This window comes from Streptomyces sp. NBC_00158 (genome assembly GCF_045160885.1).
Classification (GTDB): Bacteria; Actinomycetota; Actinomycetes; order Streptomycetales; family Streptomycetaceae; genus Streptomyces.
Genome location: NZ_CP108161.1, coordinates 5,671,326 through 5,695,600 on the forward strand (window position 1 = coordinate 5,671,326; position 24,275 = coordinate 5,695,600).

Consider the following 24,275-nt stretch of genomic DNA (forward strand, 5'->3'; position numbering starts at 1 on the left):
ACGGAACAAGATCCACCGGGGTGAGTCGCCGCGCCTGCACCCGGCCGGAGCAACGCCGCTACGCGTCCCCGGTCCCGGCCGCGGCCACGTCCCGCAGCAGCTGGGTGAAGGCCGCCTCGTCCACGACCGGGGTGCCGTACGACTTGGCCCTGACCGTCTTGGAGGTCGAGGAGTCGGGGTCGTTGGTCACCAGCAGGCTGGTGAGCCGGGACACGCTCGTCGCGATGTGCAGGCCCGCCTCCACCGCGCGGTCCTCCAGCAGCTCCCGGTCCACGGAGGTGTCACCCGAGAAGGCGATCCGCATGCCCTGCTTGAGCGGCTTGCCGTCCTCGAAGCGCCCCGGGTTCGGGTAGGGGCACGGGGGCCGCTTGCGCGAGGCCCGCCAGCTGCCGCCGTTTCCGTACGAGGACTGGTAGCCGACCCGCGGGGTCGCGGGGGAGTCCGACCACTCCGTCAGCGGACGGCACTCCAGCAGGGGCAGCCGTACGCCGTCCCGCGCGGCCGCGTGCAGCGACGGACGGAACGCCTCCGCCAGCACCCGGGCGTCGTCGAGCGCATGGTGTGCGCGTTGCTGGACCACGCCGTAGTGGGCGGCGAGGGACTCCAGCTTGTGGTTGGGCAGCGGGAGGTTCAGCTCCTTCGACAGGGCGATGGTGCACAGCCGCTGCCGTACGGGCGCGGTCACCGAGGCCCGCGCGTACTCCCTGGCGATCATCTGCCAGTCGAACATGGCGTTGTGCGCGACGAGGACCCGGTCGGCGAGCCGGCCCGCGAACTCCTCGGCGATGTCCTCGAAGAGCGGGGCGTCCTGGAGCATCGCGGTGGTCAGGCCGTGGATCCAGGTGGGTCCGGGGTCACGGCGCGGGTTGACCAGGGTGTACCAGTGGTCCTCCACGTTGCCCTGGGCGTCGAGCCGGTAGACGGCGGCGGAGACTATCCGGTCGTCGCGAGCGAGTCCGGTGGTCTCCACGTCGACGACCGCGTACCCCTGTGGGTACGCGGTCGGCCATTCCGCCTCTGCGGTCGTACGGTCGTAGGGCATGGTCACAGAGGATATCGGCACGGACTGACACCCGTGGCCCGATGCCCCGTCGCCCCGACCCGCCCTCCGGCCCGTTCGGGGTGGCGGGGGTGTGCTCCGTCACCTTCCGGGCTCGGCGAGCAGTGCGCTCGCCAGTGCCCGCACCGACAGCAGGAACAGCCGCTCGGGGTCCGCCGGGCGGGCCAGGGCCCGGGCGAGCGCCGGGTCGTCCGGGGCCGTCTCCGGGTCCCACAGCTCGCCCTCGCCCGGCGACTGGGCGGGGGAGCGCTCGCGGTTGCGTTCGACGAGCAGGAAGCCGACGATCTGGAACTGCACGGCGCGCACCGCGTCGGCGGCGCGCGCCCCGCGCAGCCCGGCGGCGTGCACCTCGTCCACCAGCGCCCGCTGCGCGGGCAGGAACATCCGCTCGGTGAGCCCGCGCTCGTGGACCATCGCGATCAGGTGCGGGCGTGCGCGGATCTCGCGCCGCAGGGTCCGGGCCACCGACACGATCCGCTCGGCCGGGGTGCGGCCCACGGGCCGGACGGCGCCCATCTCCTGGACGGTGCGCTCCACGAGGGCGTCGAGCAGCCGCTCGCGGTTGCCGACGTGCCAGTAGATCGAGGTCACCGCAGTGCCCAGCTCGGCGGCGAGCCCCCGCATGGTGAGGCCCGCCGGACCGTGCCGCCTGACCAGGGACGCGGCGGCCTCCAGAACCTCCTCGCGGGTCAGTGCGCTTCTCGCCATGGGCCCGGGCCCGCCAATCTGTCGCAGCGTCAATTTCATTCGGTGCAGGGGTCTTTACCCTTCATCGGCAGCGGTGTAACTGTGTTACAGAACCGCCCCCGGCCCCCGCCGGGGGGACCCTCGGAAGGTCGGAAGGGTGGTGCGAGACATGGCACGCATACGGTACGGAGCGCGGACCGAAGCCGAGATCGCGGCGTCGCGCGAGAAGAGCGCCAAGCTCCCCGACATCTGGTCCACCGGAGTGGTGGCCGTCTGGGAGACCGATCCCGACGTGGTGGCGGCGGTCCTGCCGCCGCCGCTCAAGCCCGCCGAACGGCCCCTCGTACGGGCCAACATCAGCAAGGTCGACCTGCCCGGCTACCCCCTCGGTGCCGGCTCGGTGGCCGTCGCCGCCCGGCACGGCGGGGTCGAGGGCTGGTACCCGCTCGTCATGCCGATGACCCACGAGCGCGCCCTGACCGGCGGCCGCGAGGTCTTCGGCGAGCCGAAGAAGCTGGGCGAGGTCACCGTCGAGCGCGAAGGGCTCGTCGTACGGGCCTCCCTCGCCCGGCACGGGATCGCCTTCGTCGAGGTGCGCGGGGCCGTGGACCGCGCGCTGCCGCTGCCCGAGCCGACGGTGAAGACCGACTTCTACTTCAAGTTCCTCCCGGCGGTGGACGGCTCCGGCCTGGACGGCGACCCGGTCCTCGTGCACTGCACGCGCAACGAGAAGGTCCGCAAACTGGAGCACCTCACCGGTGACGTCGTACTGCGCGAGTCGATGTACGACCCCGTCGCCGACCTCCCCGTACGCCGCCTCGTGGAACTCACCGTCGGCGAGAAGACCACCGACCAGAAGGGCCGGGTCGTCGAACGGGTCAGCGCCCAGGCCCTGCTCCCCTACCTCCACCAGCGCTACGACGACCCCCTCCAGATCCTCGACGGCCCGCCCGAGGGGAGCGTGTGAGATGAGGCTCGAACCCGGACAGGTCGCCGTCGTCACCGGCGCCGCGAGCGGCATCGGCCTCGCCATGGCCCGCCGCTTCGCCGCCGAGGGCCTGAAGGTGGTCCTCGCCGACGTGGAGGAGGGCGCCCTGCGCAAGGCCGCCGGCGAACTCGCCGCCGACGGCGCCGAAGTCCTCGCCCGGCTCGTCGACGTCAGCGAACGCGACTCCGTCACCGCCCTCGCCGACGCCGCCTACGAGACCTTCGGCGCCGTCCACGTCCTCTGCAACAACGCCGGCGTCGGCTCCGGCGCCGAGGGCCGCATGTGGGAGCACGAGCCCAACGACTGGAAGTGGGCCTTCTCCGTCAACGTCTGGGGCGTCTTCCACGGCATCCAGGCCTTCGTCCCCCGCATGATCGCCTCCGGCGCCCCCGGCCACGTCGTCAACACCTCCTCCGGCGACGGCGGCATCGCCCCCCTGCCCACCGCCTCCGTATACGCCGTCACCAAGGCGGCCGTGGTCACCATGACCGAGTCCCTCTACGCCCACCTCAAGGCCGAGGGCGCCGCCGTCGGCGCCTCCGTCCTCTTCCCCGGACCGCACATGCTGCGCACCGGCCTGTGGGAGTCCCACCGCAACCGGCCCGAGCGCTTCGCGAAGGAACGGCCGCGCAGGTCCCCGTACCGCAGCCTCGACCAGTACGAGGCCGCCATGAAGGAGGCCGGGCACGAGGTGAGCTTCACCCCCGTCGAGGAGGTCGCCGACCACGTCGTCGACGGCATCCGCGCCGACCGCTTCTGGATGCTGCCGGCGAGCGAGCACAGCGACCGCCAGATCCGCGCCCGGTCGCAGTCCATGCTCGACCGCGCCAACCCCGCCTACCTGGAGAGCTTCATCCTCGACTGAGGGGACCGCCGTGCCTGACGAGACGTACGAAGACCCGTACCTGATCATCTCCTCCGACTGCCACGCGGGGCTGCCCACCGAGCGGTACCGCCCCTACCTCGACCCCCGCTTCCACCGCCAGTTCGACGAGTTCCTCGGCCAGCGCGACGCCCGCCGCGAGGAGGCCACCCGGCTCGGCGTGCGCAACGAGGCCTTCGCCGAGAAGTGGTTCCACGACCACGAGGAAGGCCTCAAGGGCGGCTGGGACAGCACCCAGCGGCTCAAGGAACTCGACGGCGACGGGGTGGCCGCCGAGGTCGTCTTCCCCGACGCGGACGCCGTCGACAGCCAGACCGCCGCCCCCTTCGGGGTGGGCCTGGGCCTGTCCGGCGACCAGGACCCCGAGCTCGGCATGGCGGGCGCGCAGGCGCACAACCGCTGGCTGGCGGAGTTCGTCGGGCAGAACCCCGAAAGGCACTGCGGCGTCGCCCTGCTGCCCATCACCGGTGAGCCGGCCAGGGTGGTCGCGGAGATCCACCGGGCCAAGGAGTCCGGCCTCGGCGCCCTGATGATCCCCTCCATGTGGGTGGACCAGGCGCCCTACCACGACCGCCGCTACGACCCCGTGTGGGCGGCCGCCGCCGAGACGGCGATGCCGATCGTCACCCACTCGGGCGCCGCGCCCCGCCAGGAGTACGGCGACCACCTGGGCATCTACGTCTCCGAGGTCACCTGGTGGCCGGCCCGGCCGCTGTGGTTCCTGCTCTGGTCCGGGGTCTTCGAACGCCACCCCGGCCTGAAGTTCGGGGTGGCCGAGTCGGGCTGCTGGTGGCTGCCGAACCTGCTGTGGTTCATGGACCGCCTCTACCTCGGCGCCCACGGCGGCAAGAAGCTCTCGCCCTTCTCGGAGCTGAAGCGGCCGCCGAGCGAGTACCTGGACCGGCAGGTGTTCGTCTGCGCGACCAACACCAAGCGCCGGGAACTCGCCCAGCGCTACGAGATCGGCGTGGACAACATCCTGTGGGGCTCGGACTTCCCGCACCCCGAGGGCACCTGGCCCGACACCCGCAACTGGCTGCGGAACACCTTCCACGACATCCCGGTCGCCGAGACCCGCCGCATGCTGGGCCTGGCCGCCGCCGAGGTCCTCGGCTTCGACACGGACGCCCTCGCCCCGATCGCCCGCCGCATCGGACCCACCCCCGCCGACCTCGGCCAGAGCCCCGACCAGGCGGCGGTGGAGGCCTCCTGGGCCCGCTCCCGCGAGGTGGGCCGGCACTGGCTCACGGACAACGACTTCCCGGTCACGGGGGTCTCGTCATGAGGGAGGACCGTACGGAGGGCCGCATGGAGGACCGCTACACCGTCATCTCGGCGGACTGCCACGCCGGCGCCGACCTCCTCGACTACAGGCCGTACCTGGCCAAGCGCCACCACGAGGCCTTCGACGCCTGGGCCGCCACGTACGTCAACCCGTACGAGGACCTCCTCGCCGACTCCGCCGACCTCAACTGGAACTCGGCCCGGCGCCTCGCCGAACTCGAAGCGGACGGCATCGTCGCCGAAGTCATCTTCCCGAACACCATCCCGCCCTTCTTCCCCAAGGCCTCGCTGATGGCCCAGCCGCCGACGGCCGAGGAGTACGAGCTGCGCTGGGCCGGCCTCCAGGCCCACAACCGGTGGCTGGCCGACTTCTGCGCGGACGCCCCGGGGCGGCGGGCGGGCGTCGCGCAGATCCTCCTCAACGACGTGGACGCGGCCGTCGCCGAGATCCGCCGCGCCCGCGAGGCCGGCCTCACCGGAGGGATCCTGCTGCCCGGCGTCCCGCCCGGCTCGCCCGTCCCCGAGCTGTACTCGGCCGCGTACGACCCGATCTGGGCGGTCTGCGCGGAGCTGGACGTACCGGTCAACCACCACGGCGGCTCCGCGTCCCCGCCGCTGGGCGACGAACCGGCCGCGCGGGCCGTGTTCATGGTGGAGACCACCTGGTTCTCGCACCGCGCCCTGTGGCACCTGATCTTCGGCGGCGCCTTCCGCCGCCACCCGGACCTGAAACTGGTCCTGACGGAGCAGGGCTCGGGCTGGATCCCGGGCGTGCTGGAGATGCTGGACTACTACCACGGCCGCCTGGTCGCGGCGTCCTCCACCGCCGAGGCCAAGTTCGGTGCGGGCCTGGCAGAGTCCATGGGCCGGGGCCCGAGCGAGGTGTGGCGGGACAACTGCTTCGTGGGCGCGAGCTTCATGCGCCCCCACGAGGTCCCGCTGCGGGAGCGGATCGGCCTGGACAAGATCATGTGGGGCAGCGACTTCCCCCACGACGAGGGCACCACCCCCTTCTCCCGCGAGGGCCTGCGGATCGCGTACGCGGGCCTGCCGAGGGAGGAGGTCGCGGCGATGGTCGGCGGCAACGCGGCCCGCGTGTACGGCTTCGACCTGCCCCTGCTGGACGCGCTGGCGGCGAAGCACGGCCCGCTGGTCTCGGAGATCGCCGAGCCGTTGACCGAGATCCCGCCCGAGGCCACCAGCCCGGCCTTCGCCCGGGGGGCGTCGGTCCGGGTCTGGTAGGCCTTCGGCTCCCGCCGGGCGGTTCCTATTCGAACAGGAGCCGCTCCGGCGGGAACAGCTCGGTGCCGATCACGTCCGTGCCCGGGTACACGTGGACGGTCAGTTGCGGCAGCTGCGCGAGGGGGGTGAGGTCCACCGTGCCGCACGCGCTGAACGAGAGGCTGGCCAGCTCCTTCAGCTCCTTGAGGGGCCCGATGCCGGTCGTGAACCGGCAGTCGGAGAAGAAGAGCATGTCCAGCCGGGGGAACCGCAGCAGGTCCTCGGCATCGAAGGCGTGGTGGTGGAGGAGCTGGAACGAGGTGAGGTCCGGCGGCCGGACCGCCGCACGCAGCTCGTCGGCCTGCCGGCTCCCCGTGAGGCTCAGGTACGCGAGGTCGGGCCAGCGCTCCAGACCGTCCAGGGACAGGTCCTCCGCGCCCTCGTACAGCCACAGGCTGGTGAGTCGCTGCCGTCCGGGCAGGTCGCCCAGCGACCGGTGGCCGTCCGTGGTGGCCAGGCCCAGGTAGAGAAGCTCCGGCAGCTTCTCCAGGACCCCCAGGCGGACACGGTGGCTGCCGAACGTGAACAGGTTCTTCAGCGGCAGATCGGCCAACGGGCCCAGGTCCGACAACTCCGTGCAGTTGGTGAGGCCGATGTGCTCCAGCTCCCGGCGCCCGGCCAGGGGGCTCAGATCGGTCAGCCGGGGCGAGTCGATCAGGTACAGGATCCGCAGCCCGCGGTGGGCGGTGACTTCGGCCGGGATCCGCTGGACGTCGTACAGCCGCAGGCGGCCGAACTGCGGAAGTGCGGCCAGGCAGTCCAGCTGCGCCTGCGTCCGTGGCGTCAGCACCCCCTTGCCCAGCGACGCTCCGCCGAGTACCGCACCGGCGTACTCGGCGGCATCGAACTGACCCCAGGCCTCGTCCAGTTCCGCGGTGACCTTGGAACGGACGTCCTCACGGAACCGGCGGATCACGGAGAGGGCCCGCTCACCGCCCACCAGAGCCGCCGTGCGGATCGTGGCCGCCGTTTCCAGCTCGCCCGGGCCGTCGGCCGGCGTCGGCAGCAGTTCGAGGACCAGCTCACCGGCCCTGGCCAGTTCCTCGGCCTGGACCAGGGCGCGCGGCGGGAGCAGTTCGGCGGTGCGGGACTGGATCTCGCCGCGCAGGGACGGGTCCAGTTCCGGGGCGTGTTCCAGGCAGGCCGCGGCCAGGAGCACCAGGCGGCTCCTCACCCCCTTGACCTTGTCCGCGCGCTTCAGCAGGCCCCGGAGGATCCGGGTGCGTTCGTCCGGGCGGGCGTGGCCCACCGCCATGCGGACCACGTCGTCCCAGGTGTCGTCATGGGCGTTCCGCACCAGCACGCCGAAGTCCCGCGACTCCACCGCCGCCTTGGCGCCCAGGTAGTCCTGGAAGGTGCGGTGGACGAAGTCCACCGAGCCCGCCACCGGCTCCCGCAGCAGCCCGCTGCGGATGAGGAGGTGGGCGAACACCCGCTCGGCGTCCGCCTGCTCCCGCACCTGCGGCATGGACTCCAGCCACTCCGCCACCAGCTCGACGGCCTCCTCCCGGCCCGCCTGCACCTGGCCGTTGCGGATCAGCCAGTACGCGAACCGCTGGAGCAGCACCACCTGTTCGTCCCGGGTGAGGTAGACCCCCTCGACCCGGTCGATCTCCCGCTCCGTGTCCCGCCGGACCAGCAGCATGTCCAGCGCCGCGTCGTACAGCTCCTTCCGCGCACGCGGCAGCCGCATCCGCCGGTCCCGGTTCAGGGCGCACAGCAGCGCGCACATCAGCGGGTTCGTCGCGAGCCGGCCCAGGTCCCGGCGGGCGGAGACCGCCTCCCGCAGCGAGGACTCGTACGCGTCGAGGTCCTCGCCCGGGTCCTCCACGGCGGCGGCCCGGTGCCAGTGCCCGATGAACGCCCCGACGTCCTCCCGCTCCATCGGCAGCAGGGAGTGCGCTGCGAAGCCCTCCCGGGCGAGCCAGTCCTCCGGGACCGCCGAGGGGCGGGTGGTGACCACGTAGCGGGCCTCCGGGAAGGCGGCGACCAGCCCGCGCAGCCAGGTCTCCGTGCGGGCGCGCAGTCGCTGCGGGACCTCGTCCACCCCGTCGACCAGGACCAGCGCCCGCCCGCTCAGCATCAGGTCCTCGACCCACCCGGCGGGCGCCGACAGCGGTACGCCGGTGGCCTTGAGGAAGTCCTCCGGCATCGGCAGGGCCTCGGCGGTCGTGAAGGAGCGCAGCCGCAGCACGAACGGCACGCGGGAGCCCTGCCGGGCCGCGTCGACGGCGAGCCACTGGAGGAGCGTGCTCTTGCCGGAGCCCGCCGGGCCGCGCAGCAGCACCCGGTCCGCCGCCCCGAGGGCCTGCTCCGCCCGGACCGTCGTACGGTGCGGCCCCGGCTCGCCCGGCAGCGGCTGCTGTTCCTCGCTGCTGACGCTCAGGCCGATGTACGCCACGTCCAGCGGCCATTCCTCCCGCCGCCGGCCGGTCGTCAGGCCGAACAGCTGGAGCCGCCCGTGGGTGTCGGCCACCCAGCGCGCGTACCGCTCCTCGAAGGCGTACGCCGTCCCGTCCGCGCGCTCCGCCAGCCGGTCCACCGACCGCTGCAACGCGCCGGTGCGGCGTACGAGTTCCACGTCGGCCCGCGCCCCGAACGAGGGCAGGGTGGTGAGGTACTCGACGGTGTGGACGCAGGCCAGCCGGATCAGGTCCCGGGCCAGTGCCTCGGCCGCCGGGCTCAGGCCCGCCGCCGACGGTACGGGCACCTTCGCCGCCACCTCCGCCGGGTCCAGGTCCGCCGCGAAGAGGGCCTGCGCGTCCAGCGGGCCCAGTGCGGCGAAGGCGTCGGCCACCGCGTCGAGCGCCGCCAGCCGTTCGTGCTCCGGCAGGCGGGAGGGGGTGCCGCCCAGCCGCCCCGCCAGTTCCCCGGCCAGCCTCCGCAGCTCCGGCGTGCCCAGCTCCTCCGGGCGGCGCCAGCGCGCCGCCGGCCGGACCGGCCGGTCCGTGAGGCGTGCGCCCGGCACCTGCCCGAGCCGCGACCGCCACAGCGACCCCGCGACGGTGCTCGCCGCCCTTAACGCGGCCGTTTCGAGCCCTGCCATGCACCCTCCCCCTTGTACCCCGGGTAACCCCGTCGGATACTGATCGGTAACAACCCCTAGCGGCACCCCGGAACCCGCCCTAAGGTGCGCCCATGCCAAATCTGCCCGATGTCGTGCTGTGGTCCATACCCGCCTTCGTGCTGCTCACCGTCATCGAGGTGGTCAGCTACCGGCTCCATCCCGACGAGGACGCCGCCGGCTACGACGCCAAGGACGCGGTCACGAGCGTCACCATGGGGATCGGCAGCATCGGTTTCGACCTGCTCTGGAAGATCCCGGTCGTCGCGGTCTTCACCGCCGTCTACGAACTGACCCCGCTGCGGGTGCCGTTCCTGTGGTGGACCGCCCTGCTGATGCTGCTCGTCCAGGACTTCCTCTACTACTGGCAGCACCGGCTCCACCACGTCATCCGCATCCTGTGGGCCTGCCACGTCGTCCACCACAGCAGCCGCAGGTTCAACCTCACCACCGCCCTGCGCCAGCCCTGGACCAGCGCCACCACCTGGTGGTTCTACCTGCCGATGGTCGCCCTCGGCGTCCACCCGGCCGCGGTCCCGTTCTGCTACGGCATCAACCTGCTCTACCAGTTCTGGGTGCACACCGAGCGCATCGGGAAGCTCCCGCGCCCCTACGAGTACGTCTTCAACACCCCCTCCCACCACCGCGTCCACCACGCCTCCCAGGGCGGCTACCTGGACCGCAACTTCGGCGGGATCCTGATCGTCTGGGACCGGATGTTCGGGTCCTGGGTGGGGGAGACGGAGCGGCCCGTGTACGGGCTGACCAAGAACATCGGCACGTACAACCCGCTGCGCGTGGCCACCCACGAGTACGCCGCCATCGCCCGCGACGTCCGCGCCGCCGACAGCTGGCGCGAGCGCGCCGGGCGGGTGTTCCGGGGGCCGGGCTGGCAGCCGGCCGCCGAGCGGGCCGAAGCCGAGCGGGCCGAAGCCGAGCGGGCGGCGGGCCCCGTTCCCGCCGCGACGGCGCCGGAGCGCGCCGCGTGAGCGCCGCCGGGACCCGTACGCCCTCCTGGGCGCCGCGCCCCGCGGCCGCCGGGCGGACCGGTCGCCTGCTGCTCGCCGCCTTCGGGGCGGCGGCCGCCGCCGACCTGGGCTCGCTGCTGGCCGGCTGGCACCTCGGGCACGTCCTCGCCAAACCGCTGCTGATGCCGCTCCTGGTGGCGTACGTGATCACCCGCGGCGCCCCCCGGCTGCTGGTCGCCGCCCTGCTCTTCGGGTGGGGCGGGGACCTGGCGCTGCTCTTCGACGCCGAGCCCGCCTTCCTCATCGGCATGGGTTCCTTCGCCCTCGGGCACGTCTGCTACCTCGTGCTTTTCGGCAAGCGCAGTCTGTTCGGGCGGGGCGCGACGAACCCCGCGCTCGGGGGCGCGTACGCCCTCGCGCTCGTCGGGACCGTCGCGCTGCTGTGGCCGGACCTTCCGGCCGGCCTGCGGATCCCCGTCGCCGGGTACAGCCTGCTGCTCACCGCCATGGCCTACCGCTCCAGTGCCCTCGGGCGCGCGGCGGGCGCCGGCGGGGCGCTGTTCCTGCTGTCCGACACCCTCATCGCGACCGGGGTCGCCGAGTGGCCGCAGCTGCCGCGCCCCGACTTCTGGATCATGGCGACCTACCTCGCGGCCCAGTACCTGCTGGCCACGGGCGCGATCACTCGCGAGCAGGCGTACGGTAGGGAAGTCATACAAGACTGAACTACTTGATCCGGAGGGCTGCACCACCATGCGCGCCACCGTCATCCACGCCCCGCACGACATCCGCGTGGAGGAGGTGCCCGACGCTGCGATCCAGCGCCCCGAGGACGCCGTCGTCCGCGTCCTGCGCGCCTGCATCTGCGGCAGCGACCTGTGGGCCTACCGCGGCGAGGCCGCCCGGCAGCCCGGCCAGCGGATCGGGCACGAGTTCCTCGGCATCGTCGAGGAGACCGGCTCCGCCGTCTCCGGGCTGAAGGCCGGAGACCTGGTCGTCGCCCCGTTCATGTGGTCCGACGGCACCTGCGACTACTGCTCCGAGGGCCTGTACACCTCCTGCGTGCACGGCGGCTTCTGGGGCTCGGTCGGCTTCGACGGCGGCCAGGGCGAGGCCGTCCGGGTCCCGCACGCCGACGGCACCCTGGTGAAGCTGCCCGCCGCGGCCGCCTCCGACGACCACCTGCTGACGGGGCTGCTCGCCCTGTCCGACGTCATGGGCACCGGCCACCACGCCGCCCTGGGCGCGGGCGTCCGCGCGGGCTCCACCGTCGCCGTCGTCGGTGACGGCGCGGTCGGCCTGTGCGGCGTCCTCGCGGCCAAGCGGCTCGGCGCCGAGCGGATCATCGCACTGGGCCGGCACAGCGCCCGTACGGACATCGCCAAGCTCTTCGGGGCCACCGACGTGGTCGCCGAGCGCGGGGAGGCCGCCGAGGCCGCCGTCCGCGAGCTGACCGGCGGCCAGGGCGCGCACGCCGTCATCGAGGCGGTGGGCACCGAGCAGTCCATGCGGACGGCCGTGAACATCACCCGCGACGGCGGTGCCATCGGCTACGTCGGCGTCCCGCACGGCAGCGGCACCGGCCTCGACCTCGGCGTGATGTTCGACCGGAACATCACCCTGCGCGGCGGCGTGGCCCCGGTCCGGGCCTACATCCCGGAGCTGCTGGAGGACGTGCTGAGCGGGGCGATCGACCCGGCGCCCGTCTTCGACCGGGCCGTCTCCCTGGACGAGGTCCCGGACGGCTACCGCGCGATGGACGACCGCAGCGCGCTGAAGGTCCTGATCAAGCCCTGAGCGAGCCCTGAGCCCTGAGCGCCGAAGGGCCGGGCGGGGAGCACCCCGCCCGGCCCTCACGCGTTCACGCGTTCACACGGTGCGGTCCTACTGGACGGCCTTGAGCGCGTCCACGATGCCCGCGCCGTAGTAGGCCGTCTGGCCCCACTTGGCGGTGCACGTGGTGGCGTTGACCAGCTGGCCGGTGGCGTCGTAGATCTTCTCCGGGCAGGCGACCTTCGTGGCCTGGGCCTTCAGCATGGCCTGGAGCTGCGAGGGCGTGGCGTTCGGGTGGGCGCTCTTGAGCAGCGCCGCGACGCCCGCGACGTGCGGGCCGGCCATCGAGGTGCCCTGCTTGTAGCCGTAGCCGCCGCCCAGGACGGTCGACAGCACGCGGCCGTTGGCGTCCGGGGTCGCCGGGACCTGCCACTTGTCGCCACCGGGGGCCGCGACGTCGACGACGCCCAGGCCGTAGCTGGAGTAGTACGACTTGAGGCCCTTGTCGCCCGTGGCGCTGACCGTGACCACGCCCGGCAGCTGGGTGGGCAGGTCCAGGCAGACCTTCGGGTCGATGGTGCGCGGCACCGGGGTGCTGTCGTTCGGGCTGGTGGTGTCCTCGATCGAGTCCGCCGCCAGGTCGTGGTTGGAGTTGCCGGCCGAGGCCACGCTGAGGACGCCCTTGCGCTCGGCGTACTTGGTGGCCCGGGTGAGGGCCTCCACCAGCGCCTTCTGGTCGTCGTCGTTCTTGCAGGTGTAGTTCCACGGGTCGACGTAGTAGCTGTTGTTGGTCACCTCGATCCCCTTCTCGGCGGCGAACATGAAGCCGCAGACGACCGCCTCGGTGTAGAAGAGGCTGCTCCCGGGCTCGCTCACCTTGATGCCGGCGACCTTCGCGCCCGGCGCGACACCGCTGACACCGATCCCGTTGCGGGCGGCGGCTATGGTGCCGGCCACGTGCGTGCCGTGGTCGCTGCCGTCCGCGTACGGGCGCCACGCGCCCTCGGTGGTGTCGGCGACACCGCCCACACAGTTGGCGGACTGCTCCTTGGAGAAGTTGGGGGCCAAGTCGGGGTGAGTGTCGTCAACACCCGTGTCGATGACACCCACGGTGACGTCGGGGCTGCCATCGTTGATCTTGTGCGCCGCGTCGGCCTTGATAGCCCGCAGGTCCCACTGGTTGGACTCCAGGGGCTCCTGGCCCGGCTCGGCCTGCGCCGCGGCCTTGGCGGCGTCGGCCGCGCTCAGCCTCTGGGTCGTGCCCTCCTCGGTGGTCTGCACCGGCTTCAGGGGGGCCGTACGCGTGGCGCCGACCGAGTTGAACAGGCCGCGCTGCGCCCGCAGCTGCTTGGCGAAGTCCGGGTTCTCGGAGTGCGCGACGATGACCCCGATCTGCTCATGGGCTATCACCACGGTCCCACCGGCCCGCTCGATGGCCTTCTTCGCCGCCGTCGTCGTGGCGTACACGTTCAGGTTCGCCACGTAGGACAGCTTCGGACCGGTGGCGGCCGGCTTCGCGGCCGTCGCCGAGTCCGCCGTGTTGCCCAGCGGGGCGGCCGAGGCGGCCACCGAGGGCAGGAAGGCGAGCGAGGCGGTGAGCGCCAGGCCGACCGGTACGGCGAGAGCTCGCCGGCGGCCGTGTCCCAGATGAGCCATGGGTTCTCCACATCATCCGTGAAAAAGCCGTCCGCACGCGGTCGCGCGGGACGGGTTCATGACACGCGAACCTAGCGCTGACGTTCCCGTTTGCGCCATCAGTTCGAGAAAGAAGTTCTCAGAGAATCAGCGGGTGTTGAACCGTCCCGACACGCCGGCCGTGCCGTTGACAGGGGGGATCAGCACCACCGTCCCCCCACACGGAGGTTGTTTTGTCCGTCGTCCCCACCGCACCCGCGTCACAAGGAGAACCCCCCGTGACCACCGAAGCAGCGCCGCCGCCGGGCGGCGCGGGACCGGCCCCGGCACACCCGTCGGCCGAAGAGTTCACGCGCGTCCAGCAAAGTCCCGAATTCGCCGAACTGCGCGGCTCCTACCGGTCCTTCGCCTTCCCGCTCACCGTGGCCTTCATCGCCTGGTACCTGCTCTACGTCCTGCTGTCCAGCTACGCGGGCGGCTTCATGGGGACCAAGCTCTTCGGCAACATCAACGTCGCCCTGGTCCTCGGCCTCGCCCAGTTCCTGACGACCTTCCTGATCGCCTGGCTGTACTCGCGGCACGCCGCCGACAAGCTCGACCCCAAGGCCGAGGCCATCAAGAAGCGCATGGAGGCCGGCGCATGACCCCGAGCACGAGCACCATCCCGGGGCTGACGGTCGCCGCCGGGGCCAGCGAGCACCGCCCGCTGATCATCACCCTCTTCGGGCTGTTCGTCGTCGCCACCCTGATCATCACCGTCTGGGCCGGCCGCCAGACCAAGGACGCCGCCGACTTCTACGCCGGCGGCCGCCAGTTCACCGGGTTCCAGAACGGCCTGGCCATCTCCGGCGACTACATGTCCGCCGCGTCCTTCCTCGGCATCGCCGGAGCCATCGCCCTCTTCGGCTACGACGGCTTCCTCTACTCCATCGGCTTCCTCGTCGCCTGGCTGGTGGCCCTGCTGCTGGTCGCCGAACCGCTGCGCAACTCCGGCCGCTACACGATGGGCGACGTCCTCGCGTACCGGATGCGCCAGCGGCCCGTCCGCACCGCCGCCGGCACCTCCACCATCGTGGTCTCGATCTTCTACCTGCTCGCCCAGATGGCCGGCGCCGGCGTGCTCGTCTCGCTGCTCCTCGGCATCACCAGCGACGGCGGCAAGGTCGCCGTCGTCGCGCTGGTCGGCCTGCTGATGATCGTCTACGTCACGGTCGGCGGCATGAAGGGCACCACCTGGGTCCAGATGGTCAAGGCCGTCCTGCTCATCGCGGGCGCCCTGCTGATCACCTTCCTGGTGCTGCTGAAGTTCGACTTCAACATCTCCGCCCTGCTGGGCCAGGCCGCCGAGAACAGCGGCCAGGGCACCAAGTTCCTGGAGCCCGGACTCAAGTACGGCAAGGACGGGCTCACCAAGCTCGACTTCATCTCCCTCGGCCTCGCCCTGGTCCTCGGCACCGCCGGCCTGCCGCACATCCTGATCCGCTTCTACACCGTCCCCACGGCCAAGGCCGCCCGCAAGTCCGTGAACTGGGCCATCGGCATCATCGGCGCCTTCTACCTGATGACGATCGCCCTCGGCTTCGGCGCCGCGGCCCTGCTCAAGCGGGCCGACATCCTGGCCTCCAACAAGGCCGGCAACACCGCCGCACCGCTCCTCGCCCAGGAGATCGGCGGCGGACCGGACTCCACCGGCGGCGCGGTCCTGCTCGCGGTGATCTCGGCCGTCGCCTTCGCCACCATCCTCGCCGTCGTCGCGGGCCTGACCCTGGCCTCCTCCTCTTCCTTCGCGCACGACATCTACGTCAACGTCATCCGCAAGGGGCAGGCCACCGAGAAGGAGGAGGTGCGGGCCGCCCGCTGGTCCACCGTGGTCATCGGCGCCGTCGCCATCTTCCTCGGAGCCCTCGCCCGCGACATGAACGTGGCCGGCCTGGTCGCCCTCGCGTTCGCTGTCGCCGCCTCCGCCAACCTCCCCACGATCCTCTACAGCCTCTTCTGGAAGCGCTTCACCACGCAGGGCGCGCTGTGGTCGATCTACGGCGGGCTGATCTCGGCGGTCGGGCTCGTGCTCTTCTCCCCGGTCGTCTCCGGCAAGCCCACCTCGATGTTCAAGGAGGCCGACTTCTACTGGTTCCCGCTGGAGAACCCGGGGATCATCTCCATCCCCCTCGGCTTCCTCCTCGGGTGGCTGGGAACGGTCCTGTCCAAGGAAGAGGCCGACCCGCAGAAGTTCGCCGAGCTGGAGGTGCGCTCCCTCACCGGCACCGGGGCCCACTGACAGCGGCTCCCCGAAACCGTACGAACACCGTGCGTGGCCGCGTCGTAGTTCCATACGACGCGGCCGCGTTACGTCTCGTTCATTCGGGCATCCCTCCCCGACACACAGGTCGCGTAGGCTCGAATCGAAGAAACCTCTAGATCCGGACAGGGGAGGGGGCCCACAGTGCTTCTCGACACGTACGGCCGCGTGGCCACTGACCTGCGCGTCTCACTCACCGACCGGTGCAACCTGCGGTGTACCTACTGCATGCCCGAGGAGGGCCTGCAGTGGCTGGGAAAGTCCGACCTGCTGAGTGACGACGAGATCGTCAGGCTGATCCGCATCGCCGTGACCAGCCTCGGCATCACCGAGGTCCGCTTCACCGGCGGCGAGCCGCTGCTGCGGCCCGGCCTGGTCGGCATCGTCGAGCAGTGCGCGGCCCTGGAGCCGCGCCCCAAGATGTCGCTGACCACCAACGGCATCGGCCTCAAGCGCACCGCCCAGGCCCTCAAGGCCGCCGGCCTGGACCGGGTGAACGTCTCCCTCGACACCCTGCGGCCCGAGGTCTTCAAGACCCTCACCCGCCGCGACCGCCACCACGACGTCATCGACGGCATGGCCGCCGCCCGCGAGGCCGGCCTGACCCCGGTCAAGGTCAACGCCGTGCTGATGCCGGGCCTGAACGACGACGAGGCCCCCGACCTGCTCGCCTGGGCCGTGGAGAACGAGTACGAGCTCCGCTTCATCGAGCAGATGCCCCTGGACGCCCAGCACGGCTGGAAGCGCGACGGCATGATCACCGCCGGGGACATCCTGGAGTCCCTGCGCACCCGCTTCACCCTCACCGAGGAAGGCGCCGAGGAGCGCGGCTCCGCCCCGGCCGAGCGGTGGCTCGTCGACGGCGGCCCGGCCACCGTCGGGGTCATCGCCTCCGTCACCCGCCCCTTCTGCGGAGCCTGCGACCGCACCCGGCTCACGGCCGACGGCCAGGTGCGCACGTGCCTGTTCGCCACCGAGGAGTCGGACCTGCGCTCCGCCCTGCGCTCGGGCGCCCCGGACGAGGAGATCGCCCGCCTGTGGAAGGTGGCGATGTGGGGCAAGAAGGCCGGGTCCGGACTCGACGACCCGTCCTTCCTGCAGCCTGACCGCCCCATGTCGGCGATCGGCGGCTGACACCCCGGGCGCCGCTCCGGCGGCGCTCAGGCGCCGCCCGGGCCGGGCCCAGGCGGCGCTCCGGTCACGGGCGCTCGGAGCCCTCGGGCTGGACCCACTCGTCCAGCTTCACGACGTCCTTGAGGAAGCCGCGGACCCCCAGGAACTGGGAGAGGTGTTCGCGGTGCTCCGCGCACGCCAGCCAGGTCTTGCGCCGCTCCGGCGCGTGCAGTTTCGGGTTGTTCCACGCCAGGACCCAGACGGCCGCGTCGCGGCAGCCCTTGGCGGAGCAGGTGGGGGTTTCGGGAGAAGTCACGGCCCCAACCCTACAAACGGAAGGGCGACGCCGGGCAGCCACGGGGGGAGCTGCCCGGCGTCGGTCCGTCGCTCCGACGGGGGATGCGGAGCGCGTAGGCAGTATGTCACGCACGACCCTGTGCGGTGCACCGGAACTTCATGATTGATCTGAGCTTTCATTGAGGTTTCCGGAGTCCAGTGCGGGGCGCACAGGGGCGGGGATGAAGTTCGACGGCAGATTGGGCGTCGACTCGCGCCCCGCGTTGGCGATGACGACGGCGATGTACGGCAGCAGCAGGCCGGCGGCCAGCGTCACCATGGCCACGTGGCGCTCCACGTTCCACAGGACCACCGTGGCGACCACCGACAGGGTCCGGATCCCCATCGAGATGACGTACCGGCGCTGCCGCCCGCGTACGTCCTCGGCGAGGCCCATCCGGGCCCCCGTGATCCGGAAGACCTCGGGTCCGTTCCGCTTCGTCCGCTGCATGCTCCACCGCCCGATCCGCCCGCCGGACACTCCCCGGTCCGGACCACTCCACGGTACGCCGCGCGTGCCCGGGGGAGGAGAGCGGGTGTCCCCCGAACGGGAGTGTCCGAAATGCGCTGTACGCCGGATGGGTCGAAACTGGGCCCACATGCGCACAACGCGCCACGAGGAGGCTCGACATGCAATGGTTGTGGGCGATCATCGTCGGTTTCGTGCTGGGCCTCATAGCCCGCGCCATCCTGCCGGGCAAGCAGCACCAGCCCCTCTGGCTGACCACCCTCTTCGGCATCGCCGGCGCCATCCTCGGCAACGCCGTCTCGCGCTGGGTCGGTGTCGAGGACACCCGGGGCGTCGACTGGCTCCGGCACCTGTTCCAGCTCATCGGGGCCGTAGTCATCGTCGGCCTCGGCGACATGGTCTACATGGCCCTGCGGGGCGGCAAGCGCCGCACCGTCTGACGCGGGCACGGCGAAGGGGCCGACGCGGACGACGGAGTCCGCGCCGGCCCCTCGGCCGTGCCCGTACGCGTCAGGCGCCGGTGACCTCCACCGCGGCCAGGTTCTTCTTGCCGCGGCGCAGCACCAGCCAGCGCCCGTGCAGCAGGTCCTCCTGCGCGGGGACCGCGTCCTCGGCGGTGACCTTCACGTTGTTCACGTAGGCGCCGCCCTCCTTCACCGTGCGGCGGCCCGCGGACTTGCTGGCGACCAGCCCGGTCTCCGCGAACAGGTCCACGACCTGCGCCAGCTCGGTGACGCGGGCGTGCGGCAGCTCGGAGAGGGCCGCGGCCAGCGTGGCCTCGTCCAGCTCCGCCAGCTCGCCCTGGCCGAACAGCGCCTTCGACGCGGCGATCACGGCGGCGCACTGGTCCGCGCCGTGCACCAGCGTGGTCAGCTCCTCCGCCAGCGCCCGCTGGGCGGCCCGCATCTGCGGGCGCTCCGCGGTCTGCGCCTCCAGCTCCTCCAGCTCCTCACGGGACTTGAAGGACAGGATCCGCATGTAGGTGGAGATGTCCCGGTCGTCCACGTTCAGCCAGAACTGGTAGAACGCGTACGGGGTGGTCATCTCCGGGTCCAGCCAGACGGCCCCGCTCTCGGACTTGCCGAACTTGGTGCCGTCCGCCTTGACCATCAGCGGGGTCGCCATCGCGTGCACGTGCGCCGTCGGCTCGACCCGGTGGATCAGGTCCAGGCCCGCCGTCAGGTTGCCCCACTGGTCGGAGCCGCCCTGCTGGAGGGTGCAGCCGTAGCGGCGGTACAGCTCCAGGAAGTCCATGCCCTGGAGCAGCTGGTAGCTGAACTCCGTGTAGCTGATGCCCTGGTCCGACTCCAGCCGCTTGGCGACCGAGTCCTTCGTGAGCATCTTGTTGACGCGGAAGTGCTTGCCGATGTCCCGCAGGAACTCGATGGCGGACAGGCCCGCCGTCCAGTCCAGGTTGTTCACCATGACCGCCGCGTTCTCGCCCTCGAAGGACAGGAACGGCTCGATCTGCGTGCGCAGCCGGTTCACCCAGTTCGCGACCGTCTCCGGGTCGTTCAGGGTGCGCTCCGCCGTCGGACGCGGGTCGCCGATCTGACCGGTGGCCCCGCCGACCAGCGCCAGCGGCCGGTGGCCGGCCTGCTGGAGCCGGCGCACGGTGAGCACCTGCACCAGGTGCCCCACGTGCAGGGAGGCCGCGGTCGGGTCGAAGCCGCAATAGAACGTGACGGGACCGTCCGCGAAGGCCTTGCGCAGCGCTTCTTCGTCCGTGGACTGGGCGAACAGCCCGCGCCACTTCAGTTCGTCGACGATGTCCGTCACGGTCTCTCGACTCCTTACGAAATGTGGAAATGCCGAGCTCAGTCTAGGTGGATCAGACGCCCTTGCTGACCGAACTCATGTTGAAGTCCGGGATGCGGACAGGCGGCATCGCGGCCCGCGTGAACCAGTCGCCCCACTCCCGCGGAAGGGTCTTCTCGGTACGCCCCGCCTCCGAGGCCCGCGACAGCAGGTCCACCGGCGACTCGTTGAACCGGAAGTTGTTCACCTCGCCCGTGACCTGCCCGTTCTCCACCAGGTAGACCCCGTCCCGGGTCAGGCCGGTGAGCAGCAGCGTGGCCGGGTCCACCTCGCGGATGTACCAGAGGCAGGTCAGCAGCAGACCCCGCTCGGTGTCCGCCACCATCTCCTCCAGGGACTTCTCGCCGCCCCCGTCCAGGATCAGGTTGCCGAACGCCGGGGACAGCGGCAGCCCGGTCAGGGCGGAGCTGTGGCGGGTCGTGGTCAGCCGGGCCAGCTCGCCCTCCTTGATCCACTCCGTCGCCGGGACCGGCAGGCCGTTGTCGAAGACCGACGCGTCGTCGCCCGAGCTGTGCGCGATCACGAAGGGCGAGGACTCCAGGCCCGGCGCGTTCGGGTCGCTGCGCAGGGTCAGCGGCAGCCGCGACAGCCGCTCCCCGACCCGGGTGCCGCCGCCGGGCTTGGAGAAGACCGTCCGGCCCTCCGCCGCGTCCCGGGCCGCCGCCGACCACATCTGGTAGATCAGCAGGTCCGCCACCGCGGTCGGCGGCAGCAGGGTCTCGTACCGGCCGGCCGGCAGCTCGACCTTCCGCTCGGCCCAGCCCAGGCGCACGGCCAGCTCCGCGTCCAGGGCCGTCGGGTCCACGTCCTTGAAGTCCCGGGTGGCCCGGCCGGCCCAGGCGGAGCGCAGCCGGTCGGGGGACTTGGCGTTGAGCTCCAGGGTGCCGTTCGGCTGGTCGTGGCGCAGCCGCAGCCCCGTCGAGGTGCCGACGTACGTGGAGGTCAGCTCGTGGTTCGCGAAGCCGTACAGCTCGCGGCCGCCCGCCCGGGCGCGGGCGAAGGCCTCGCCGAGGGCCGGGGCGAAGTCCGCGAACACGGCCGAGGAGGTCTCGTCCGGGGCGTCGGTGAAGTCCGGCGAGGCCGGGGTGCCGGTCACCAGCGGCTGGGCGTCCTCGGCGGGACCGGCCGCCCGCGCGGCCGCCTCGGCGGCCCTGACCAGCGGCTCCAGGTCGGCGGCGGTGACGGCGGAGCGCGAGACGACCCCCGAGGCCGTGCCCTCCTTGCCGTCGACCGTGGCGATGACCGTCAGGGTCCGGCCGCGGGTGACGCCGTTGGTGGTGAGCGCGTTGCCGGCCCAGCGCAGGTTGGCGCTGGACTCCTCGTCGGCGATGACGACGCAGCCGTCGGCGGTGGACAGCTCCAGGGCCCGCTCGACGATCTCGTGGGGCTTCGTGCGGTTCGGCGACATCAGCGTCCGGCCTCCTGGGTGGTGTTCAAGATGTTCACGTCGCGGAACAGGGCCGACGGGCAGCCGTGCGAGACCGCCGCGACCTGGCCCGGCTGGGCCTTGCCGCAGTTGAAGGCGCCGCCCAGGACGTAGGTCTGCGGGCCGCCGACCTTCTCCATGGAGCCCCAGAAGTCGGTGGTCGTGGCCTGGTACGCGACGTCGCGGAGCTGCCCGGCCAGCTTGCCGTTCTCGATCCGGAAGAAGCGCTGACCGGTGAACTGGAAGTTGTAGCGCTGCATGTCGATCGACCAGGAGCGGTCGCCGACCACGTAGATCCCGCGCTCCACCCCGCCGATCAGGTCCTCCGTGGAGAGCCCGCCCGGATCCGGCTGGAGCGAGACGTTCGCCATCCGCTGCACGGGCACGTGCCCGGGGGAGTCGGCGTACGCGCAGCCGTTGGAGCGGCCCAGGCCGGTCAGCCGGGCGATCCGGCGGTCCGTCTGGTAGCCGGCCAGGGTGCCGTCCTTGACCAGGTCCCAGCTCTGCGCCTCGACGCCCTCGTCGTCGTAGCCGATGGTGGCCAGGCCGTGCTCGGCGGTGCGGTCACCGGTCACGTTCATGATCGAGGAGCCGTACTTGAGCTTGCCCAGCTGGTCGAAGGTGGCGAAGGAGGTCCCCGCGTACGCGGCCTCGTAGCCCAGCGCCCGGTCGAGCTCGGTGGCGTGGCCGATGGACTCGTGGATGGTGAGCCACAGGTTGGACGGGTCCACGACCAGGTCGTAGCGCCCGGCCTCCACGCTCGGGGCCCGCATCTTCTCGGCGAGGAGCGCCGGGATCTGCTCCAGCTCGGCGTTCCAGTCCCAGCCGGTGCCGGTCAGGTACTCCCAGCCGCGCCCGGCGGGCGGGGCGATCGTGCGCATCGAGTCGAACTCGCCGGTGGTCCCGTTGACGGCGACCGCCGTGAGCTGGGGGTGGATCCGGACCCGCTGCTGGGTGGTCGTGGTGCCCGCGGTGTCGGCGTAGAACTTGTTCTCGTGGACGGCGAGCAGCGAGGCGTCCACGTGCGCCACGCCCTCGGCCGCCAGCAGCCGCGCGCTCCAGTCGGCGAGCAGGGCCGACTTCTCGGCGTCCGGCACCTCGAAGGGGTTCACGTCGTAGGCGGAGATCCAGGTCTTGTCGGCGTGCACCGGCTCCTCGGCCAGTTCCACCCGCTCGTCCGAGCCGGCCGCCTTGATCACCTGGGCGGAGAGCTTCGCCATGGCCACGGCCTGCGAGGCCACCTTGGCGGCGCCGTCCATGGTCAGGTCCACGCCGGAGGCGAAGCCCCAGCTGCCGCCGTGTACCACCCGGACCGCGTAACCGAGGTCGGTGGTGTCGGAGCCGCCGGAGGGCTTGGCGTCGCGCAGCCGCCAGGAGGCGCTGCGGATCCGCTCCAGCCGGAAGTCGGCATGGTCGGCGCCCAGCGCGCGGGCCCTGGCGAGTGCCGCGTCGGCGAGCGCCCGCAGGGGCAGCGCGGTGAAAGCCGCGTCGATGGAATGGGCCACGGAAGTCCTCCCGGGGTCGGGGCCGGTCGCCCCGATCATGTCGCGCCCGGGGCGGCTGTGCCTACATCTTTCTGTAGGGACTCGACAGAGCGGGTCGCGAGGCCCTGTCGGAGCCCGATTCTCCGGATGCCCTGCGCGGCCTATAGGTTTTTGCTAATCAGACCGCTAGCGAAAGGGTGATCCGTTGAGCCGCTCGGTTCTCGTCACCGGAGGAAACCGGGGCATCGGCCTCGCCATCGCCCGAGCCTTCGCAGAGGCCGGCGACAAGGTCGCCATCACGTACCGTTCGGGCGAGCCCCCGCAGGAGCTCACCTCGCTCGGTGTGCTGGCGGTGCGCTGCGACATCACCGACTCCGAGCAGGTGGAGCAGGCCTACAAGGAGATCGAGGAGAAGCACGGCAACGTCGAGGTGCTGGTGGCCAACGCCGGCATCACCAAGGACACGCTGCTGATGCGGATGTCGGAGGAGGACTTCGCGTCCGTCGTCGACACCAACCTCACCGGCACCTTCCGCGTGGTCAAGCGCGCGAACCGCGGCATGCTCCGCGCCAAGAAGGGCCGCGTCGTCCTGATCTCCTCGGTCGTGGGCCTGCTGGGCTCGGCCGGCCAGGCCAACTACGCCGCCTCCAAGGCCGCGCTGGTGGGCTTCGCCCGCTCGCTCGCCCGTGAGCTGGGCTCCCGCAACATCACCTTCAACGTGGTCGCACCCGGCTTCGTCGACACCGACATGACGAAGGTGCTCACCGACGAGCAGCGTGCGGGCATCGTGGCCAACGTGCCGCTCGCCCGCTACGCGCAGCCCGAGGAGATCGCGGCAGCCGTCAGCTTCCTGGCGTCCGACGACGCCGCGTACATCACCGGAGCCGTCATTCCCGTTGACGGCGGATTGGGCATGGGTCACTGATCACCATGAGCGGAATTCTCGAGGGCAAGCGCATCCTCATCACGGGTGTGCTGATGGAGTCCTCCATCGCTTTCCACACCGCCCGGCTGGCCCAGGAGCAGGGCGCCGAGGTCATCCTCACCGCGTGGCCGCGGCCGTCGCTGACCGAGCGCATCGCCAAGAAGCTGCCCAAGCCGGTCAAGGTGATCGAGCTCGACGTCACCAACGACGAGCACCTCGCCCGTCTGGAGGGCCTCGTCCGTGACGAGCTCGGTGGCCTCGACGGCGTCGTGCACTCCATCGGCTTCGCCCCGCAGGACGCCCTCGGCGGCAACTTCCTGAACACCCCGTTCGAGTCGGTCGCCACCGCCATGCACGTCTCGGCGTTCTCGCTGAAGTCGCTGACGATGGCCTGCAAGCCGCTCTTCCCGGCGGAGGGCGCGGCCGTCGTCGGCCTCACCTTCGACGCGCAGTTCGCCTGGCCGCAGTACGACTGGATGGGCCCGGCCAAGGCCGCCCTGGAGGCCACCAGCCGTTACCTGGCCCGCGACCTGGGCAAGGAGAACATCCGCTGCAACCTGGTCTCGGCCGGCCCGCTCGGCTCCATGGCCGCGAAGTCCATCCCGGGCTTCTCCGACCTGGCCGACACCTGGAACCACCGCTCCATGCTGGAGTGGGACATGAGCGACCCGGAGCCCACGGGCCGCGGTGTCGTCGCGCTGCTGTCGGACTGGTTCCCGAAGACCACCGGCGAGATCGTCCACGTGGACGGCGGCCTGCACGCGATGGGCGCCTGATCCCAG

22 protein-coding genes are annotated in these 24,275 nt (G+C 71.7%); 13 read left to right on the forward strand and 9 right to left on the reverse strand.

Annotated elements, in window-relative coordinates:
- Positions 1-58: 58 nt before the first annotated feature.
- A complete protein-coding gene (locus OG553_RS26115) occupies positions 59-1,042 on the reverse strand; it encodes a DEDDh family exonuclease (RefSeq protein ID WP_405981314.1) in 984 nt (327 codons plus the stop codon).
- Between the two features lie 99 nt (positions 1,043-1,141).
- Positions 1,142-1,768, reverse strand: coding sequence for a TetR/AcrR family transcriptional regulator (locus OG553_RS26120; protein ID WP_405981315.1), 627 nt, complete (start codon positions 1,766-1,768; stop codon positions 1,142-1,144).
- A gap of 148 nt (positions 1,769-1,916) precedes the next feature.
- On the opposite strand from OG553_RS26120, the gene OG553_RS26125 reads away from it, so the two are divergent.
- From OG553_RS26125 to OG553_RS26140, 4 genes are read left to right on the forward strand one after another with little or no spacing between them, the layout of a single operon-like run.
- Positions 1,917-2,714, forward strand: coding sequence for an acetoacetate decarboxylase family protein (locus OG553_RS26125; protein WP_405981316.1), 798 nt, complete (start codon positions 1,917-1,919; stop codon positions 2,712-2,714).
- A 1-nt stretch (position 2,715) separates the two neighbouring features.
- Complete coding sequence (locus tag OG553_RS26130) at positions 2,716-3,600, forward strand: SDR family NAD(P)-dependent oxidoreductase (RefSeq protein WP_405981317.1); 885 nt, start codon at positions 2,716-2,718, stop codon at positions 3,598-3,600.
- Between the two features lie 10 nt (positions 3,601-3,610).
- Positions 3,611-4,903 carry an amidohydrolase family protein gene (locus OG553_RS26135; protein ID WP_405981318.1) on the forward strand — a complete coding sequence of 431 codons (1,293 nt, stop codon included), beginning with the start codon at positions 3,611-3,613 and terminating at the stop codon, positions 4,901-4,903.
- Positions 4,900-6,144 (forward strand): amidohydrolase family protein, encoded by a 1,245-nt coding sequence (locus tag OG553_RS26140; RefSeq protein ID WP_405981319.1) that lies wholly within the window; start codon positions 4,900-4,902, stop codon positions 6,142-6,144. The genes OG553_RS26135 and OG553_RS26140 overlap by 4 nt, the downstream gene beginning before the upstream one ends.
- A gap of 25 nt (positions 6,145-6,169) precedes the next feature.
- Here the strand turns inward: OG553_RS26140 and OG553_RS26145 are convergent, their stop codons facing one another.
- Positions 6,170-9,229, reverse strand: coding sequence for an NACHT domain-containing protein (locus OG553_RS26145; RefSeq protein WP_405981320.1), 3,060 nt, complete (start codon positions 9,227-9,229; stop codon positions 6,170-6,172).
- 92 nt (positions 9,230-9,321) lie between these two features.
- Here OG553_RS26145 and OG553_RS26150 point away from each other — a divergent pair, with 92 nt between their 5' ends.
- The 3 genes from OG553_RS26150 to OG553_RS26160 are packed head-to-tail and all read left to right on the forward strand — an operon-like array spanning position 9,322 to position 12,012.
- Positions 9,322-10,236 carry a sterol desaturase family protein gene (locus OG553_RS26150; protein WP_405981321.1) on the forward strand — a complete coding sequence of 305 codons (915 nt, stop codon included), beginning with the start codon at positions 9,322-9,324 and terminating at the stop codon, positions 10,234-10,236.
- Complete coding sequence (locus OG553_RS26155; RefSeq protein ID WP_405981322.1) at positions 10,233-10,940, forward strand: lysoplasmalogenase; 708 nt, start codon at positions 10,233-10,235, stop codon at positions 10,938-10,940. The genes OG553_RS26150 and OG553_RS26155 overlap by 4 nt, the downstream gene beginning before the upstream one ends.
- Before the next feature lie 28 nt (positions 10,941-10,968).
- Positions 10,969-12,012 (forward strand): zinc-dependent alcohol dehydrogenase family protein, encoded by a 1,044-nt coding sequence (locus tag OG553_RS26160; protein WP_362467579.1) that lies wholly within the window; start codon positions 10,969-10,971, stop codon positions 12,010-12,012.
- Between the two features lie 87 nt (positions 12,013-12,099).
- On the opposite strand, the gene OG553_RS26165 is transcribed toward OG553_RS26160, so the two are convergent.
- The gene (locus OG553_RS26165; RefSeq protein WP_405981323.1) at positions 12,100-13,644 is read right to left on the reverse strand and encodes a S8 family peptidase; all 1,545 of its coding nucleotides are present in this window, start codon (positions 13,642-13,644) and stop codon (positions 12,100-12,102) included.
- A gap of 257 nt (positions 13,645-13,901) precedes the next feature.
- Between OG553_RS26165 and OG553_RS26170 the strand changes: the two genes are divergently transcribed.
- The 3 genes from OG553_RS26170 to moaA all read left to right on the forward strand — a co-directional run bounded on the left by OG553_RS26170 (position 13,902) and on the right by moaA (position 17,056).
- Positions 13,902-14,267, forward strand: coding sequence for a DUF485 domain-containing protein (locus OG553_RS26170; RefSeq protein WP_405981324.1), 366 nt, complete (start codon positions 13,902-13,904; stop codon positions 14,265-14,267).
- Entirely contained in the window at positions 14,264-15,901 is a 1,638-nt protein-coding gene (locus tag OG553_RS26175) for a cation acetate symporter (protein WP_405981325.1), read from the forward strand. The genes OG553_RS26170 and OG553_RS26175 overlap by 4 nt, the downstream gene beginning before the upstream one ends.
- A gap of 165 nt (positions 15,902-16,066) precedes the next feature.
- Complete coding sequence (moaA, locus tag OG553_RS26180) at positions 16,067-17,056, forward strand: GTP 3',8-cyclase MoaA (RefSeq protein WP_405981326.1); 990 nt, start codon at positions 16,067-16,069, stop codon at positions 17,054-17,056.
- Between the two features lie 64 nt (positions 17,057-17,120).
- Here moaA and OG553_RS26185 read toward each other — a convergent pair whose 3' ends face one another.
- Both OG553_RS26185 and OG553_RS26190 read right to left on the reverse strand, forming a co-directional pair.
- Entirely contained in the window at positions 17,121-17,351 is a 231-nt protein-coding gene (locus tag OG553_RS26185; RefSeq protein ID WP_405981327.1) for a hypothetical protein, read from the reverse strand.
- Between the two features lie 138 nt (positions 17,352-17,489).
- Complete coding sequence (locus OG553_RS26190) at positions 17,490-17,822, reverse strand: DUF3099 domain-containing protein (RefSeq protein WP_405981328.1); 333 nt, start codon at positions 17,820-17,822, stop codon at positions 17,490-17,492.
- A gap of 179 nt (positions 17,823-18,001) precedes the next feature.
- On the opposite strand from OG553_RS26190, the gene OG553_RS26195 reads away from it, so the two are divergent.
- Positions 18,002-18,280 carry a GlsB/YeaQ/YmgE family stress response membrane protein gene (locus OG553_RS26195; RefSeq protein ID WP_405981329.1) on the forward strand — a complete coding sequence of 93 codons (279 nt, stop codon included), beginning with the start codon at positions 18,002-18,004 and terminating at the stop codon, positions 18,278-18,280.
- A gap of 70 nt (positions 18,281-18,350) precedes the next feature.
- On the opposite strand, the gene tyrS is transcribed toward OG553_RS26195, so the two are convergent.
- The 3 genes from tyrS to OG553_RS26210 are packed head-to-tail and all read right to left on the reverse strand — an operon-like array spanning position 18,351 to position 22,589.
- Complete coding sequence (gene tyrS, locus OG553_RS26200; protein WP_405981330.1) at positions 18,351-19,619, reverse strand: tyrosine--tRNA ligase; 1,269 nt, start codon at positions 19,617-19,619, stop codon at positions 18,351-18,353.
- Between the two features lie 52 nt (positions 19,620-19,671).
- Positions 19,672-21,066, reverse strand: coding sequence for a metallopeptidase TldD-related protein (locus OG553_RS26205; protein ID WP_405981331.1), 1,395 nt, complete (start codon positions 21,064-21,066; stop codon positions 19,672-19,674).
- The gene (locus OG553_RS26210; RefSeq protein WP_405981332.1) at positions 21,066-22,589 is read right to left on the reverse strand and encodes a TldD/PmbA family protein; all 1,524 of its coding nucleotides are present in this window, start codon (positions 22,587-22,589) and stop codon (positions 21,066-21,068) included. The genes OG553_RS26205 and OG553_RS26210 overlap by 1 nt, the downstream gene beginning before the upstream one ends.
- Before the next feature lie 184 nt (positions 22,590-22,773).
- Here OG553_RS26210 and fabG point away from each other — a divergent pair, with 184 nt between their 5' ends.
- The gene (gene fabG, locus OG553_RS26215; protein ID WP_125819328.1) at positions 22,774-23,493 is read left to right on the forward strand and encodes a 3-oxoacyl-[acyl-carrier-protein] reductase; all 720 of its coding nucleotides are present in this window, start codon (positions 22,774-22,776) and stop codon (positions 23,491-23,493) included.
- A gap of 5 nt (positions 23,494-23,498) precedes the next feature.
- Entirely contained in the window at positions 23,499-24,269 is a 771-nt protein-coding gene (gene fabI, locus OG553_RS26220; protein WP_007263356.1) for an enoyl-ACP reductase FabI, read from the forward strand.
- The last annotated feature ends 6 nt before the right edge of the window (positions 24,270-24,275 follow it).

Bases quoted from the DNA above. Each gene is read 5' to 3' on its own strand.
- OG553_RS26115 (WP_405981314.1), bottom strand. From the start codon at position 1,042: ATGCCCTACGACCGTACGACCGCAGAGGCGGAATGGCCGACCGCGTAC.
- OG553_RS26120 (WP_405981315.1), bottom strand. From the start codon at position 1,768: ATGGCGAGAAGCGCACTGACCCGCGAGGAGGTTCTGGAGGCCGCCGCG.
- OG553_RS26125 (WP_405981316.1), top strand. From the start codon at position 1,917: ATGGCACGCATACGGTACGGAGCGCGGACCGAAGCCGAGATCGCGGCG.
- OG553_RS26130 (WP_405981317.1), top strand. From the start codon at position 2,716: ATGAGGCTCGAACCCGGACAGGTCGCCGTCGTCACCGGCGCCGCGAGC.
- OG553_RS26140 (WP_405981319.1), top strand. From the start codon at position 4,900: ATGAGGGAGGACCGTACGGAGGGCCGCATGGAGGACCGCTACACCGTC.
- OG553_RS26145 (WP_405981320.1), bottom strand. From the start codon at position 9,229: ATGGCAGGGCTCGAAACGGCCGCGTTAAGGGCGGCGAGCACCGTCGCG.
- OG553_RS26150 (WP_405981321.1), top strand. From the start codon at position 9,322: ATGCCAAATCTGCCCGATGTCGTGCTGTGGTCCATACCCGCCTTCGTG.
- OG553_RS26160 (WP_362467579.1), top strand. From the start codon at position 10,969: ATGCGCGCCACCGTCATCCACGCCCCGCACGACATCCGCGTGGAGGAG.
- OG553_RS26165 (WP_405981323.1), bottom strand. From the start codon at position 13,644: ATGGCTCATCTGGGACACGGCCGCCGGCGAGCTCTCGCCGTACCGGTC.
- OG553_RS26175 (WP_405981325.1), top strand. From the start codon at position 14,264: ATGACCCCGAGCACGAGCACCATCCCGGGGCTGACGGTCGCCGCCGGG.
- OG553_RS26190 (WP_405981328.1), bottom strand. From the start codon at position 17,822: ATGCAGCGGACGAAGCGGAACGGACCCGAGGTCTTCCGGATCACGGGG.
- OG553_RS26195 (WP_405981329.1), top strand. From the start codon at position 18,002: ATGCAATGGTTGTGGGCGATCATCGTCGGTTTCGTGCTGGGCCTCATA.
- OG553_RS26205 (WP_405981331.1), bottom strand. From the start codon at position 21,066: ATGTCGCCGAACCGCACGAAGCCCCACGAGATCGTCGAGCGGGCCCTG.
- fabI (WP_007263356.1), top strand. From the start codon at position 23,499: ATGAGCGGAATTCTCGAGGGCAAGCGCATCCTCATCACGGGTGTGCTG.